At 69.9% G+C, this 13345-nt stretch carries 13 protein-coding genes; 7 read left to right on the forward strand and 6 right to left on the reverse strand.

Annotated elements, in window-relative coordinates; genetic code table 11:
* The first annotated feature begins 62 nt into the window (after positions 1 to 62).
* The 7 genes from GUY59_RS21875 (at position 63) to GUY59_RS50050 (ending at position 8306) form a co-directional block, all read left to right on the forward strand.
* A complete protein-coding gene (locus GUY59_RS21875; protein WP_138201448.1) occupies positions 63 to 1682 on the forward strand; it encodes a GMC oxidoreductase in 1620 nt (539 codons plus the stop codon).
* Positions 1683 to 1850: 168 nt separating this feature from the next.
* Positions 1851 to 2507: a hypothetical protein gene (locus GUY59_RS21880; RefSeq protein ID WP_252374963.1), complete on the forward strand. Its 657-nt coding sequence runs from the start codon at positions 1851 to 1853 to the stop codon at positions 2505 to 2507.
* 177 nt (positions 2508 to 2684) lie between these two features.
* Entirely contained in the window at positions 2685 to 3182 is a 498-nt protein-coding gene (locus GUY59_RS21885) for a DUF4365 domain-containing protein (RefSeq protein ID WP_138201450.1), read from the forward strand.
* The gene (locus GUY59_RS21890) at positions 3179 to 4279 is read left to right on the forward strand and encodes a hypothetical protein (RefSeq protein WP_252374964.1); all 1101 of its coding nucleotides are present in this window, start codon (positions 3179 to 3181) and stop codon (positions 4277 to 4279) included. The genes GUY59_RS21885 and GUY59_RS21890 overlap by 4 nt, the downstream gene beginning before the upstream one ends.
* 2 nt (positions 4280 to 4281) lie before the next feature.
* On the forward strand, positions 4282 to 4917 hold the full coding sequence (locus GUY59_RS21895; protein ID WP_138201451.1) for a hypothetical protein: 636 nt from the start codon (positions 4282 to 4284) through the stop codon (positions 4915 to 4917).
* Positions 4914 to 8024 (forward strand): ATP-binding protein, encoded by a 3111-nt coding sequence (locus tag GUY59_RS50795; RefSeq protein ID WP_138201452.1) that lies wholly within the window; start codon positions 4914 to 4916, stop codon positions 8022 to 8024. The genes GUY59_RS21895 and GUY59_RS50795 overlap by 4 nt, the downstream gene beginning before the upstream one ends.
* Before the next feature lie 150 nt (positions 8025 to 8174).
* Positions 8175 to 8306 carry a hypothetical protein gene (locus tag GUY59_RS50050; RefSeq protein WP_269128862.1) on the forward strand — a complete coding sequence of 44 codons (132 nt, stop codon included), beginning with the start codon at positions 8175 to 8177 and terminating at the stop codon, positions 8304 to 8306.
* A gap of 95 nt (positions 8307 to 8401) precedes the next feature.
* On the opposite strand, the gene GUY59_RS21905 is transcribed toward GUY59_RS50050, so the two are convergent.
* The 6 genes from GUY59_RS21905 to bla all read right to left on the reverse strand — a co-directional run bounded on the left by GUY59_RS21905 (position 8402) and on the right by bla (position 13287).
* A complete protein-coding gene (locus tag GUY59_RS21905; RefSeq protein WP_138201453.1) occupies positions 8402 to 9055 on the reverse strand; it encodes an HNH endonuclease family protein in 654 nt (217 codons plus the stop codon).
* 115 nt (positions 9056 to 9170) lie between these two features.
* On the reverse strand, positions 9171 to 9599 hold the full coding sequence (locus GUY59_RS21910; RefSeq protein ID WP_138201454.1) for a hypothetical protein: 429 nt from the start codon (positions 9597 to 9599) through the stop codon (positions 9171 to 9173).
* A 223-nt stretch (positions 9600 to 9822) separates the two neighbouring features.
* Positions 9823 to 11070 (reverse strand): formamidase, encoded by a 1248-nt coding sequence (fmdA, locus tag GUY59_RS21915; protein WP_138201455.1) that lies wholly within the window; start codon positions 11068 to 11070, stop codon positions 9823 to 9825.
* Positions 11071 to 11148: 78 nt separating this feature from the next.
* Entirely contained in the window at positions 11149 to 11817 is a 669-nt protein-coding gene (locus tag GUY59_RS21920; protein ID WP_132333191.1) for an AmiS/UreI family transporter, read from the reverse strand.
* A gap of 81 nt (positions 11818 to 11898) precedes the next feature.
* Positions 11899 to 12177, reverse strand: coding sequence for an FmdB family zinc ribbon protein (locus GUY59_RS21925; protein ID WP_138201456.1), 279 nt, complete (start codon positions 12175 to 12177; stop codon positions 11899 to 11901).
* Between the two features lie 204 nt (positions 12178 to 12381).
* Positions 12382 to 13287 carry a class A beta-lactamase gene (gene bla / locus GUY59_RS21930; RefSeq protein ID WP_138201457.1) on the reverse strand — a complete coding sequence of 302 codons (906 nt, stop codon included), beginning with the start codon at positions 13285 to 13287 and terminating at the stop codon, positions 12382 to 12384.
* Positions 13288 to 13345 lie beyond the last annotated feature (58 nt).

Raw genomic sequence — 13345 nt, forward strand, 5'->3', positions numbered from 1 at the left:
CCCCGGCACCCACGCGAGCCCGCACATCCCCGCACCCCCCACCAGCAGCGAGGAAACGGCACATGAGCGACCATCCGTCTGCCCGCACCAGCGTCTCCCGCCGTGGATTCATCGCCGGGACCGGCTCGGCACTGGGGTTGGCCGCCCTGAACGTCCACGCCCGCCCGGCCGCCGCGAGCGCCCCGATCGCCGACGGGACCCACGTCGACGTCCTGGTGATCGGCACCGGCTACGGCGGGTCGGTGGCGGCCCTGCGCCTCGCCCAGGCCGGCGTGGACGTGCACATGGTCGAGATGGGCATGGCCTGGGACACCCCGGGCACCGACGGCAAGGTCTTCTGCAACACGCGGGAGCCCGACTACCGCTCGTACTGGCTGCGTACGAGAACCAAGGCGCCGCTCAGCAACTTCCTCGGCTTCCCCCTCGATCGGGACATCCCCCGCTACACCGGCATTCTGGACGCCGAGGAGTTCGGCGGCATCACGGTCTATCAGGGCCGCGGCGTCGGCGGGGGCTCGCTCGTCAACGGCGGCATGGCCGTCGTGCCCCAGCGTGCCAACTTCGCCGCCGTGCTTCCCTCGGTCAACCCCGACGAGATGTACGCCACCTACTATCCGAGGGCGAACGCCGGGCTCGGGGTCTCCACCATCGATCCCGGCTGGTTCGAGTCGGCCGGCTGCTACCAGTACTCCCGCGTGGGCCGCAAGCACGCCCAGCGCTCGTCGTTCCCGTTCGTGTTCGTGCCCGACGTGTACGACTGGGACTACATGGAGCAGGAGGCGGCCGGTACCGTCCCCAAGTCGGCGCTGGCCGGCGAGATCCTCTACGGCAACAACCACGGCAAGAAGTCCCTGCAGAGGACCTACCTCGCCCAGGCCAGGGCCACGGGCAGGGTGTCGATCTCCCCGCTGCACCGGGTCACCTCGGTCGCCCCGGGGTCCGGCGGCGCGTACACCGTCGTCGTCGAGCAGCTCGACACCTCAGGCGGCGTCACCGCGACCAAGACGGTCACCGCCGGCAAGGTGTTCTTCGCGGCCGGCAGCGTCGGCACCAGCAAGCTCCTGGTACGCCTGAAGGCCACCGGCGTCCTGCCCGGCCTGAACGGCGAGATCGGCAAGGGCTGGGGCGACAACGGCAACGTCATGTGCGGCCGGGCCAACCACCTCTGGGACCCGACGGGCGGCCTCCAGTCGGCCATCCCCTGCTGCGGCATCGACAACTGGACGGCCGGGGGCGCTTTCGCGGAGGTCGCGCCGCTGCCCACCGGCATCGAGACGTGGGCCTCGTTCTACCTGTCGATCACCAACAACCCGCACAGGGCACGGTTCAGCTGGAACGCGGCGGCGGGCAAGGTGGAGCTCGACTGGCAGACCGCGTGGAAGCAGCCCTCCATCGACATGGCCAAGACGATCTTCGACACGATCAACGCCAGGGAGGGGACGATCTACCGTACCGACCTGTTCGGCGTCTACAAGATCTGGGGCGATCACCTCACCTACCACCCGCTCGGGGGCGCGGTGCTGAACAGGGCCACGGACAACTACGGCCGCCTGCACGGGCATCCCGGTCTGTACGTCATCGACGGCGCGCTGATCCCGGGCAACACGACGGTCAACCCGTTCGTCACCATCACGGCACTCGCCGAACGCAACATCGAGCAGATCATCGCCGCCGACCTGTGACGTGTGCCGTCACCCCGGCCGGCGGGCGACGAACACGTACTCGCGGTTGTCCTCGGGCCCTGGCGGCCCTCCCGCTCCCGATTGACCCGTCGCTTGAAGGCGACGGTCCCTCGGAACGACCTGATGGAGACTCGAAGAGGACGCGGATCGAACATCGGGAGGACAGCTGTGTGGGACCCCTTCGGCACGTTGAGCCGGGCGTTGTGGATCGGCGGCGGCCAGTGGGCCGGCAAGTCGACCGTGGCCCGGCTCCTGGCCGCGCGGCACGGCGTCACCGCCTACCACTACGACTACCACGACGCCCGCGGCCACAACGATCGCCGGATCGCCCGCCGGGTCGCTCTCGGCGAACCCGTCACCCCACCCGACCTCGACGCCGAGTGGGTCGACACGACGCCGGAGGAGATGGCCGCCTCGACCCTGGCCGGATTTCCCGACCGGTTCGGGTGGGCGCTCGACGACCTGCGCGGGCTGGTCTCGGGTCACCCGATCATCGCCGAAGGCTGGGGGCTGCGTCCCGAACTGGTCGCGCCGCTCCTCGACTCTCCTCGCCGCATGATCGTCATGGTGCCCTCGCCCGAGTTCCGCCGGCACCAGGCGAGTACGCTGCCGCGCGCCGGCGCGCTCGACCACGCCGTCCGCGACCCGGCCCGCGCGCAGGCCAACCGCCTGGCCAGGGACCGGCTGGTCGCGGATGACGCCGTACGCGGCGCCCGCCGGCTCGGCGTGCGCGTGCTCGAAGTCGACGGTTCTCTTGACGCCGACGGGGTCGCCGAAATCGTCGCCGACCATTTCGGCCCGTACCTTCCGAAGAAATGCCACTGACGTAACACAAGTGTTATGCCGCACCAGTGGGCGTCATTCTTCGTAATGGCCGGAAATCAGTCATAAAGGGGGAGTTTTCGCGCAGCACTGAAGAGAAAAACCCGCTCCTGCCCACGGCTCCGTAGATACTCTTTGACCCGCGCGGCATTGGGGTGGGGCGGTGGCGAGGGAGCCTGCATGCTTGACCAGCGAAATCATCAGGGCAAGTTCGCCGAGGACTATGTGCGTGCCCTCGCCTCGGCCGCCGGGCTGCTCGTCTACAAGGACGACCTCGACCACGACGGGATAGACCTCGGCTTCCGCTATCCGGGCCGGGCGGGGCACATCTCGTCGCCCGCGATCGAGGTGCAGGTCAAGTCGTGGTCCGCGCCGTCGTGCAAAGGGCCCGACCTGTACTTCCACGGGCTGAACGAGGTGCAGTACAACAAGCTCGTCGCGGGCCCTTTCCTCGTCCCGCGTTACCTGTTCGTCGTCGTGGTGCCGCGTGAGAGAGACCATTACGCGCGGGTGGAGACCGAAGGGCTGACGCTCAGCCGGCTCTGCTACTACCGGGGCTTCGAGGGTGAGCAGGCCATCGCCTCCCCGAGCAGCAAGCGCCACGCGCCCGTACGCGTGCCGCTGGGCAACGTCCTCACCGTGCGCGCCCTGCGCGAGCTCGTCGGCGCGCCCGCGTGACCAGGCGCCTGTCGGTCGCCGACATCAGCAGCTACCTCGCCATGACCGGCTGGTCCCGCCAGCCCGGCGAGTGGCGGGGCGCCTCCGTGTGGGTGCACGAGGGCGACCACGAGATCCTGGTGCCGGGCACCGACGACCTCGGCGACGGACCCCGGCGGATCAGGGAGATCCTCGCCCTGCTGGCGCGGCTGGAGGGCCGCTCCCGGGAGGACATCGCCTCCGACATCGGCACGCCCATGGCCGACGTGCAGTGGTACAGAGCCTCCATCGCCCCCGTCGACGGGCAGGTCAAACTCCTCGACGCGGTCACGGCACTCACCAGCGCGCAGGCCGCCCTCGGCGCGGCGGCCCGCGCCGTGCTCACCGGCCCCCGGCCCGTGTACGACGGCGTGGCGCCCAAGGAGGTGCGTGACCTGCTCGACCGCGTCTGGGTCGGGCCGATCGTGCCCACGGGCGACCTCCTCACGGTCCGCGTGCCGCTGGAACGTGCCACGCCAGGTGATCCACCGCTGGCCCGCCGCGCCCTGATCCTGCTCCAGCGCGCCGCGGAGCTGCTGCTCGAAGCCGGCGCCGAGGTGCACAGGACCGGAGACATCAGCACCTTCGACGGCATCGTGCGGGACGGCGTGTCGGCCGAGCTCTGCCAGGCGCTCGCCCGCTTCGCCGGCTCCGACCCCGGCACCCGGTTCGAGGTCGGCTTCCGCTGGGCGCGGGCGCTGCCCTCGGGCGTTCCCGCGCGCCGGCTCGTCTTCGAGCCCGAGACGGGACGGCTGTTACGCCGCGTCGCGCACCGGCTGCGCCGCCTCCACAGCGACCGCGCCTCCGTCACCGGCCTCATCGCCATGCTCGTCGACATCGGCGGCGAGGACCGCTTCCGCGTCCAGGTCCGCGGCGACGTGGCGGTCGGCGGCGCCGGGTCGCGCGGCTCGATCTGGGTGCGACTGCCCGACGAGGCGGCCTACGACGTGGCCGTCGAGGCGCACAGGAGCAGGACTCCCGTACGCGCTCGCGGCACGCTGCGGGAGGTTTCCGGCCGCCGCGAGCTCACGGCGACCACCTTCGGCACAGTCATGGACCATCGATCCGAGGAGAACTGACCATGGACGACACCACCTTCGGGGCCCCGGAGCGGGCTTCGCTGCTCGGCTTGATGACGCTCGGCGGGGCGGCGTCCAACCCCGAGCTCAAGGAGCATGTCGGCACGACGCTCAACGGGAAGGCCCGGCTGCTGCTGAACCAGCGCGGCCTCGTCACGAGCGGCAAGCAGGACAGGGCGTACCACCACACGCTCACCGACAAGGGCTGGGCCTGGTGCGTGGCCGAGCTCACGGGCACCGCCCCGGCCCGCTCGGGGTCGATCGGCCGCACCCTCTACGGGGTCCTCGGCCTGATCAAGGGCTATCTCGACGCGGCGGATCTCAGCCTGGCCGACTTCGTCGTCACGGCCCGCGAGCCCGCCGTCACGGGCGGGGACGATCTCGCCGGAACGATCCGGGAGGCGTACTGGCGGCTGGCGCGCGAACCCCAGGACTGGGTGCTCCTGACCAGGCTGCGCCCGCTGCTCGGCGACGCCCCCACCGACGAGGTCGACGAGACGCTGCGGCGGATGGAGCTTCTCCCGGACGTGCATCTGGTGCCGCAGGCCGACCAGAAGACGCTGACCGACGACGACAGGAAAGCGGCCGTGCTGGTGAACGGAGTGAGCAAGCACCTTCTGGCGATCGAGGCCCGGTGAACGAGCAGGAAGAACGTGCCCTACGGGCCGTCTCCAGGGTGCTCGACTGGGCGACGACCTCCGAACACGCGTGGAACCCGCCGCCCTTCCACGTCGACGGCATGCACCCACGGGCCGAGCGGCTCGTCCTCGACGGCATCGAGGAGGCGTCGCTCGCCTCCCGCACGAGCCCGCTCGGGGTCGTGATCCAGGGTGAGGGCGGCGCGGGCAAGACCCATCTTCTCGGCTGGGTAAGGGGCCGGATCGCCCAGGCCGGCGGCTACTTTTTCATGGTCGACTTCAGCGCGGGCGAGAACTTCTGGCGCCGGACGACGGGCGCGATGGTCGAGGACCTGGGCCGTTCCGCCGGCGGACCTGGCTCCCCCGTCCAGGCGCTGGTGGCGCTGCGCTCCCTCGCCGAGCTCGCGGGGACCGGCGACCGGATCGAGGCGGCGGCCGAACGCGGCGCCGGCCTGACCCGCAAGGATCTCGACGCGCTGGTGGACGGCCTGCTGGCCAGGGACCGGCGGCTGCTGCGGTGCCGCGACACCATCCGGGCGCTGGCTCTGTACGCCACCGCCTCCGGCCACGCCCTCGACGTCGCCCATGACCACCTGATGTCGACGGAGGAGGCGGAGGACGGCGACCGCCAGGCGTGGGGCATGGGCAAGGGCGTCAAGGACCACCACGACATCGCGGTCGAGTTGTCGACGATCCTCGCGCTGACCGGCCCCAGCGTCATCGCGGTGGACCAGATCGACGCCATACTCGGGCACTCCCGAGCCGGTACGGCGTCCGGCGCGCAGGCCGGCGACGAGCCGCGTAAGGACGTGATCGACGAGATCGCGGCCGGCCTCATGGCCCTGCGCCACGCCACCCAGCGTTCGCTCTGCCTGGTCGCCTGCCTGCCCGCGTCCTGGAGCCTGATCAAGGAACGAGCCATCGGTACGGTGCAGGACAGGTTCAGGACGTCACTGATCCTCACCACGCTCGCGAGCGCCGACATCGCCCGGAGCCTGGTCGAACGGCGCTTCGCCGTGGCCTTCGAGAACGCGGGCTGCACGCCGCCCGGCCCGCTCTGGCCGATCGCGCCGGATGCGTTCGCGACCGCGCCCGGTCTCACGCCGAGGACCCTCCTGCGGCGCATCAGCGCGCACGTCGAGACGTGCCGCGTGGAGGGCAGGGCGACCCTCCTGGAGAGGTTCCATCAGGACCCTCCGGCCCCGCCGCTCACCGGCGGCGCCCCCGCCGTGTCCGAGGCGGACCTCGCCCGGCTCGACGCCCGCTTCGCCGGCCTGCGCGCGCAGGCCGATCCGTCGGACGCGTTCGACCCCGCCCACGAGGACGAGCTCGCTCCGCCGCTGCTCGCCGCCGGCCTCAGCGCCTGGATCACCGAGCAGGGCGACGCCGGCCGCGCCTTCTCCGTCGATCCGCCGCCGGGCCGAAGGCCCAGCCTTCACGCGCGGTTGCGCCAGGAACTCGACCCCGACTCGGAAGAGCAGCGGCACTGGACGTTCCGGATGATCGGGGCACCGCATCCGATCGCGGCGCTCAAACGGCTGAACGACGGCATCAAGGAGTCGGGACTCGGTCCTGAGAAACCCGACCGGTGTTTCGTCGTCCTGCGCAACCAGGCGTGGTCGGACGGTCCGGCGACGCAGGCCCGGGTGACCCACCTGAAGGACTGCGGTGGCAGGGCGCTCACGCTGCGCGCGGACGACCTGCGCGTGTTCGACGCGCTGCGCCGGATGGCGGCCGAGCAGGATCCGGAGTTCGACACGTGGTTGCGGGCCCGGCGCCCGGCGAGCGGCACCGAACTCCTCGGCGGCCTCCTGGACGCGCTCACGCCGGAGGCCACCCCCGATACGCAGGAACAGGCCGATGCGCTCCCGGGTCGTGGCGGCGGTGCCGTCATCCCGGTCGGCAGGCGGTTCGACACCGGTGCGGACCTGGAGCTGAAGGTGGAGGCGCTGGCCCGCCACACCGCCGTCTTCGCGGGGTCCGGGTCGGGCAAGACCGTGTTCTTGCGCCGGCTCGTGGAGGAGTGCGCGCTGCACGGCGTGTCCTCGATCGTGCTCGACTCGAACAACGACCTGGCCCGGCTGGGCGATCCGTGGCCCGCCCCGCCCCCGGGATGGGGGGACGGCGACGCGGAGAAGGCGGACCGCTATTTCGCCGAGACGGAGGTGGTGGTCTGGACTCCGGGCCGCTCGCGCGGGCGCCCGCTGACCTTCCAGCCGCTGCCCGACTTCGCGGCCGTACTGGGCGACCGGGACGAGCTGGACTCGGCGCTCGGCCTGGCGGTCGCGGCGCTGGCCCCACGGGCGAACGTCAACGGCGCCAGTGCCAAGGCGCGCAAGGGCAAAGCCGTGCTCCGGCAGGCGCTGGAATACTTCGCACGTGCGGGTGGCGGCGACTTCACGTCGTTCCTGGGCATGCTCGCGGACCTTCCGCTCGGGGTGAGCCAGATCGACCGGGCGGACCAGATCGCCTCCGAGCTGGGGCAGCTCCTGACCGCCGCGACGATCAACGATCCGCTGTTCGCCGGCCACGGCGAGCCGGCCGACCCCGAGCAGTTGCTGACCCCGTCGGCGGGCAAACGGGCCCGCGTGTCGGTCATCAGCTTCGTCGGGCTCGGCGAGGACGCGCGGCCCGGTTTCGTCAGCCAGCTCCAGATGGCCCTGTTCTCCTGGATCAAGCGGAACCCGGCGCGCGGCCGGCCCCTGAACGGCCTGTACGTGATGGACGAGGCGCAGTCGCTCGTACCGGCCACACCCAGGACGGAGGCGCTGGCCAGCACGCTGACCCTGGCGTCGCAGGCCCGTAAGTACGGCCTCGGCCTGGTCTTCGCGACCCAGGCGCCGCGCGGCCTGCACAACCAGATCGCCGGCAACGCCACCACCCAGTTCATCGGCAGGATGAACAGCCCCACGCAGATCGACGTGGTCCAGAGCCTGGCCAGGGCCCGGGGCGGACGGGCGGACCGGGTCGGGCGGCTGGAGGTCGGCCAGTTCTACACGGTGAGCGACGGCATCCCCGAGACGCTGGTCCGCACTCCGCAGTGCCTGAGCCATCACCCCGCCGACCCGCTCACCGAACAGGAGATCATGCGGCGCGCAGCCCCGTGAGATCGTCTCGGTTCCAGGACGGGCGGGACTGCGGCCTTTGCGTGGTGAATTCGCCGTCAAGCATCCCTGAAATTGCCGGATATGTCCTGGAATATGCCGATATGGGTGCTAGCGTCCGAATTGGAAGATGCGATCAACGGGGGAGGAACAATGACGTTCGACTTCCAGCACGGAGGAGGCTGCGGCCGCAGGCGCCGCTGGCGTCGCCGTCGTTGCCGTCGCAGGCGCTGGTGGGGCGGCTGGGGCGGCTCCTGGTGGGGCGACGACTGGGACTGGTGGTAACCCGGTCAACGAGAGCCGCGGATTGCGGCGATGCCGGTGTGCGGCCTACACCCGTTGGCGATTGCACCCTCGCCGCAATCCGCTCTCGTGTCACCTCAGCACTTGCGCAGCATGTTGAGCAGGGCGATCTTCTCGTTCCGCGTCACGAAGAGCCGGTAGTGGCGTTTCACGGTGATCCAGGAGACGGCATAGCGGCACCAGTGGGCGCGGCGCGGCGGGCGCCAGCTCTGCGGGCCCTTGGCGCCCTTCGCGATGTTGGTGGAGTGACTCACCGTGATCAGCTCGGGCCGGGTCAGGTCGTTGGCGAACGCCCGTCTGCGCGCCGGGCTCCACCTGCTGGCCCCCGAACGCCACGCGTACGCCAGCGGCACGACATGGTCGACGTCGACCAGCCTCTCGCTCTTGAGCTTCTTGCCGTCGTACGGGCTGTACCAGACGCCCTTGACCGGATGGCAGGCCGCGTTCTTGCGCACGCGCCGGCCGTCACGCGCCAGCACCACCTCGCGAACGCTGCACTTACCCTTGTGCGGCGCCCATCGGGGCTGGAAACGGCGGTGGCTGTAGCCGCGGATCGATAACGGCCTCGACACCTTCAACTGCCCGAGCATGCGACGGGCCATCGCGCCGGCCTCGGCCTGTGACCGTTTGCGTGTGTCCGCGGCTGCCTGCGAGGTCGCGACGACAGCGGTCATCGGGACGGCCAGCAGAGTCAGCACGACGACTCTGCCCAGCCGGGTCAAGGAGATCATGTCTCCACCCCTACCAGGACGCCCGCCCCCGGCGGCAGCGATATTCAGCAAACCGCGAGGCGACTCAACCGTCCCTCGCCGTCACGTTAGCGCTCGTCCGCACCACGCCCAGGTGTTACGGCCTCCCGCCGATGGCGCAGGCGCGGCACGCGGGCCTGCCGCAGGTGCACTGCATGATGGCGTCCAGAACGTCGTGGTCGTGGTAGAGGCACTGATCCTTGCAGGTGTGCCGCGGCACGAAGCCCGCCTGGATCTCGTCGGGCCACGGCTCGTGGCCTTCGCGGCAGCGTACGAACCGCTCGGGGTCGGACGCGTGCAGGCCCTGCATGCGTGCGCGGGCCTGGCCCTCCAGCGTCCGCGTCTCCTCGACCACGGTGGTGAGCTGGGCGGCGATGGCGGAGTACTGCTCGTCCCCGGTGCGTACGTGCGCGGCCCGCAGCGCCATCGCGGCATTGCTCAGGAATCGTGTGGCGTCCTGAAGATCGGTGGTGTGGTGCAACTGGATTCCGGTAACGCCTCGGACCCACACGGCGTCGTCTTGCATCGATCAACCCTTCAACAACGACTCAGGGGGATACGCCGAAGGATAATGCGGCTTTTACCGGGCTTTTCCGAGCGAAGTGACCGGGTTGACCTTCCCGCACTGCCGCGAAAGTGGCCTGCGCCCGCGAAATCCCGACGGGAACGGGCCTGCGCGCCGCCGCTCATTCTTTGCCAGAATATTAGGGAAATGGCCCCGCGAGCAGTCTCGCGGGGCCACCTCCCGGTCAGCTCGACACGGCGCACCTGCCGCGGTCCTGACTCGCGGGCCCTTCCGCGCCCGGCCGCACGTCGAAGTCGAAGATCGCGGTGGGCAGGTAGAGCGAGCAGCAGGCGTTGGGGATGTCGACGATCCCGCTGACCCGTCCCTCGATCGGCGCCGCGCCGAGGAGCAGATAGGCCTGTTCGCCGCTGTAGCCCCACCTCTTGAGATACTCGACGGCGTTCAGGCAGGCCCTGCGGTAGGCCACCGTCGCGTCGAGGTAATAGTTGGTGTCGGTGTCGTGGTCCACCGAGATCCCGATGAACGACAGGAACTCCGAATATCTCGGCTCCACGTTCCCCGGCATGAAGACCGGGTTGGTCGTGACACCGTACTTCTCCATGCCGCCCTTGATGAGGTCGACGTGGAAGTCGATGTAGCCTCCCATCTCGATCGCGCCGCAGAAGGTGATCTCTCCGTCACCCTGGCTGAAGTGCAGGTCACCTCCGGACAGTTTGGCGTCGCGCACGTGGACCGGGTAGAAGACCCGGGCGCCGCGGGTGAAGTTCTTGATGTCGTGGTTGCCGCCGTTCTCCCTGGCGGGCACCGTACGCGCTCCTTCGGCGGCGATCCGCTGGGCCACCTCGCCGGTCGCCGTGCCGGTGATGGCGTTGTCGGTCAGCGGCGGCAGGCCGAGCGGCGGGACCCGCTGCGGGTCGGTGTCGATGAGGTGCTGCTCGCGGCGGTTCCAGCTGCTGAGCAGCTCGGCCGACGGCGCGGTGCCGAAGAGCCCCGGGTGGGTGATGCCGGTGAAGCGCACTCCCGGCAGGTGACGGGAGGTCGCGACCTGGCCGTGGAAATCCCAGATCGCCTTGTAGGCGTCGGGGAAGTAGTCGGTCAGGAATCCGCCGCCGTTCGCCTTCGCGAAGACGCCGGTGTAGCCCCATCCCTGTCCTGGCACCTCTCCGACCTGCTGAGGAACCGGGCCGAGGTCGAGAATGTCGACGACGAGCAGGTCCCCTGGTTCGGCGCCCTCGACGCCGATGGGCCCGCTCAGCACGTGGGCTACGCTCAGGTCGACGTCGCGTACGTCGTTCGCCGAGTCGTTGTTGCCGATCTGAGAGTCGGTCCATTCCCGGCATTCCATTCGGAACTCGTCGCCGGGCCGTACCATCTCCGCCACCGGGACATCCGGGTGCCAGCGGTTGTGGCCCGGGACGTCCTGGTCGCGCATCGACTTCGACTGGTCGATCGAGAAAATTACCTTCGGCATGATGCATGCCCTTCTCTCGTGATGACTCCTTCCTGGCTGAGCGTGCGCCTCACCTCTCTTCCGCCTCGGCGGGCTCGGTCAGGTCCATCGCGGGCGGTGCCGGCGCTCCCCCTCGGGCCTCGCGACGTCGTCCGCCTCTCCGGACGTCGCGCCGGCCGGCTCCCCGTGCCGGGTCAGCGGCCACAACACGGCGAACACCACCACGCCGAACACGGCCAGCACGATCGCGTAGAGCCTGGTGTCGCGCCAGTAGCCGGCCAGTGTCAGGAAGGCGGGGATCGCCGCCGTCACCCAGCCCTGGATCGCCGTGACCCAGCCGGTGTACCTGGTGATCCGCGTACGTTTCAGGCCGAGCAGCACGAAGAACAGCGCCCACAGGAACGACCAGTAGAGCCAGATGACGCCGAAGGCGGGGTCACCGAGGATGCGGAAGTTGGCGAAGGAGTATCCGAGCGCCATGATCGCCACGAAGAGCGAGAAATAGCCGACACCTGTCGTGTCGAAGCCGCCGAGCAGGTTGATGCCCACGTAGAGATAGGTGAAGCCGAACAGGTAGATCCCCGACGCGCCGAGCACCACGGCGGCGTCGGCGGGGTTGAGGACGATCAGCACGGTGGGCGTGATGACCTGCAGCGCTCCGACGAACAGGTTGAACACGCCGGCCGCTCGCGGTTCGACCTTCCCGAGGAGCATCAGGCCGTTGAGGAACAGTACCGCCCCCACATAGAGTAGTCCGACGGCTCCCATCACCGACACCTCCTCGTGTCAGTACGGGCGGTGCGCTCGCCGCACGTCACGACGCCGGCGAACGCAACATCGCTGGCTGTTTCAGGGCCGGGGCAGGCGCGACAACGCCGGGTGCGACGGCGGCGGCCGCCGCTGTCCCGCGGGCGTGTGCGTGACCACCTCGGGTGCTTCTCTGCTCTGCTCCTCCCGGGTCAGCGCGGCGGACACCGCCGGAGCGAGCCGGGCGAGGTGGGGCGCGGTGAACAGGCGGCGGGCCGGGGAACGGCACACCGGGCAGTCACGGACCGCCTCGGCGGTCCCTATCGGCAGGCGCACCTCGAATTGCCCGCAATCCAGACAGCGGTACGCGTACGTTGCCATGGACTTCCCCGTTGCTGATCGGGATTCTTTTCACGGCACGACACCGCATGCGGCGTTATGCCCCATATATCAAGACAACCTCCGGACAATTCGCCCTGTCAAGGTGCATGCGGGGGTCGTACCCGAACGAAAAAGCATTTCAATACACCTTTTATGCAGAAAAATGGCCGTCCCGCAGGACGGCCGGGAGAGCGTTGACGAACGCTAAAGCTTGCCGAGCGCCCGCGCCAGGATGGTGGCGGTCTTCGCGATGGTCTTGTTGTCGGTGGGCAGGCCCTTGGTGCGGTTGGTGTAGATCGACATGATGACCGGCGCGGCGCCCTTCTTGGGCCAGACGACCGCGATGTCGTTCCCGCCGCCGAAGCCGTCGGAGTTGGTGCCGGTCTTGTCGGCCACCGTCCAGGATTTGGGCAGGCCGGCGCGGATGCGCTCACCGCCTGTCTTGTTCGCCAGCAGCCAGGCCAGCAACTGCCTGCGGTCCTTGGCGTGCAGCGCCCGGCCCACCGTGAGCACGCGCAGGTCCCGGCCGATGGCGGCGGGCGTGGTGGTGTCGCGCTTGTCCTTGGGCGTCCAGTCGTTCAGCTCGGGGTGCCAGCGGTCCATCCGGGACGTCGCGTCCTTCAGCGTACGGAAGTACCTCGTCAACCCCTTCGGCCCGCCGACCTGCTTGAGCAGCAGGTTGGACGCCGTGCCGTCGCTCATGGTGACGGCCGCCTCGCACAGCTGGGAGACGGTCAGCCCGTCCTTGACATGCTTCTCGGTGACCGGCGAATTGGGCTTCATGTCGGCGGCCGTCCACCTGATGAGCCGGTTCATCAGGCCCGGCTTGGAGGTGCGGGCCTTCCGCAACACCGCCGCGCAGAGGGGCGCCTTGAAGGTCGACAACATCGGGAAGCGCTCGCCCGCCCGGTACGTCACGGTCTTACCGGTGGCCGTGTCCAGCGCGTACGCCCCGATCCTGCCCTTGAACGACACCTCCAGGCTGCGCAGGTCCTTCTTGACCTGGCCGGCGTGGGGCACCGCCGCCTGCGCCGCCGGGGTCGTGGCCCCCCCGACCAGGAGGGAGGCCGCCAGGGCGGACGCGATCGTACGGGTGCGGGCGTGTCGCATGTCGGATCCTCTGCTTGTCGGCTGTCGGCGAGCAAGGAGCCAAGCAGATGCGGCGACA

This window comes from Nonomuraea sp. K271 (assembly GCF_009908215.1).
Lineage (GTDB): Bacteria > Actinomycetota > Actinomycetes > Streptosporangiales > Streptosporangiaceae > Nonomuraea > Nonomuraea longispora.

Coding starts and splice junctions, on each gene's coding strand:
- GUY59_RS21925 (WP_138201456.1), bottom strand. CDS start 12,177: ATGGCAACGTACGCGTACCGCTGTCTGGATTGCGGGCAATTCGAGGTG.
- GUY59_RS21920 (WP_132333191.1), bottom strand. CDS start 11,817: ATGGGAGCCGTCGGACTACTCTATGTGGGGGCGGTACTGTTCCTCAAC.
- fmdA (WP_138201455.1), bottom strand. CDS start 11,070: ATGCCGAAGGTAATTTTCTCGATCGACCAGTCGAAGTCGATGCGCGAC.
- GUY59_RS21875 (WP_138201448.1), top strand. CDS start 63: ATGAGCGACCATCCGTCTGCCCGCACCAGCGTCTCCCGCCGTGGATTC.
- GUY59_RS21885 (WP_138201450.1), top strand. CDS start 2,685: ATGCTTGACCAGCGAAATCATCAGGGCAAGTTCGCCGAGGACTATGTG.
- GUY59_RS21895 (WP_138201451.1), top strand. CDS start 4,282: ATGGACGACACCACCTTCGGGGCCCCGGAGCGGGCTTCGCTGCTCGGC.
- GUY59_RS21910 (WP_138201454.1), bottom strand. CDS start 9,599: ATGCAAGACGACGCCGTGTGGGTCCGAGGCGTTACCGGAATCCAGTTG.
- bla (WP_138201457.1), bottom strand. CDS start 13,287: ATGCGACACGCCCGCACCCGTACGATCGCGTCCGCCCTGGCGGCCTCC.
- GUY59_RS21905 (WP_138201453.1), bottom strand. CDS start 9,055: ATGATCTCCTTGACCCGGCTGGGCAGAGTCGTCGTGCTGACTCTGCTG.
- GUY59_RS50050 (WP_269128862.1), top strand. CDS start 8,175: ATGACGTTCGACTTCCAGCACGGAGGAGGCTGCGGCCGCAGGCGCCGC.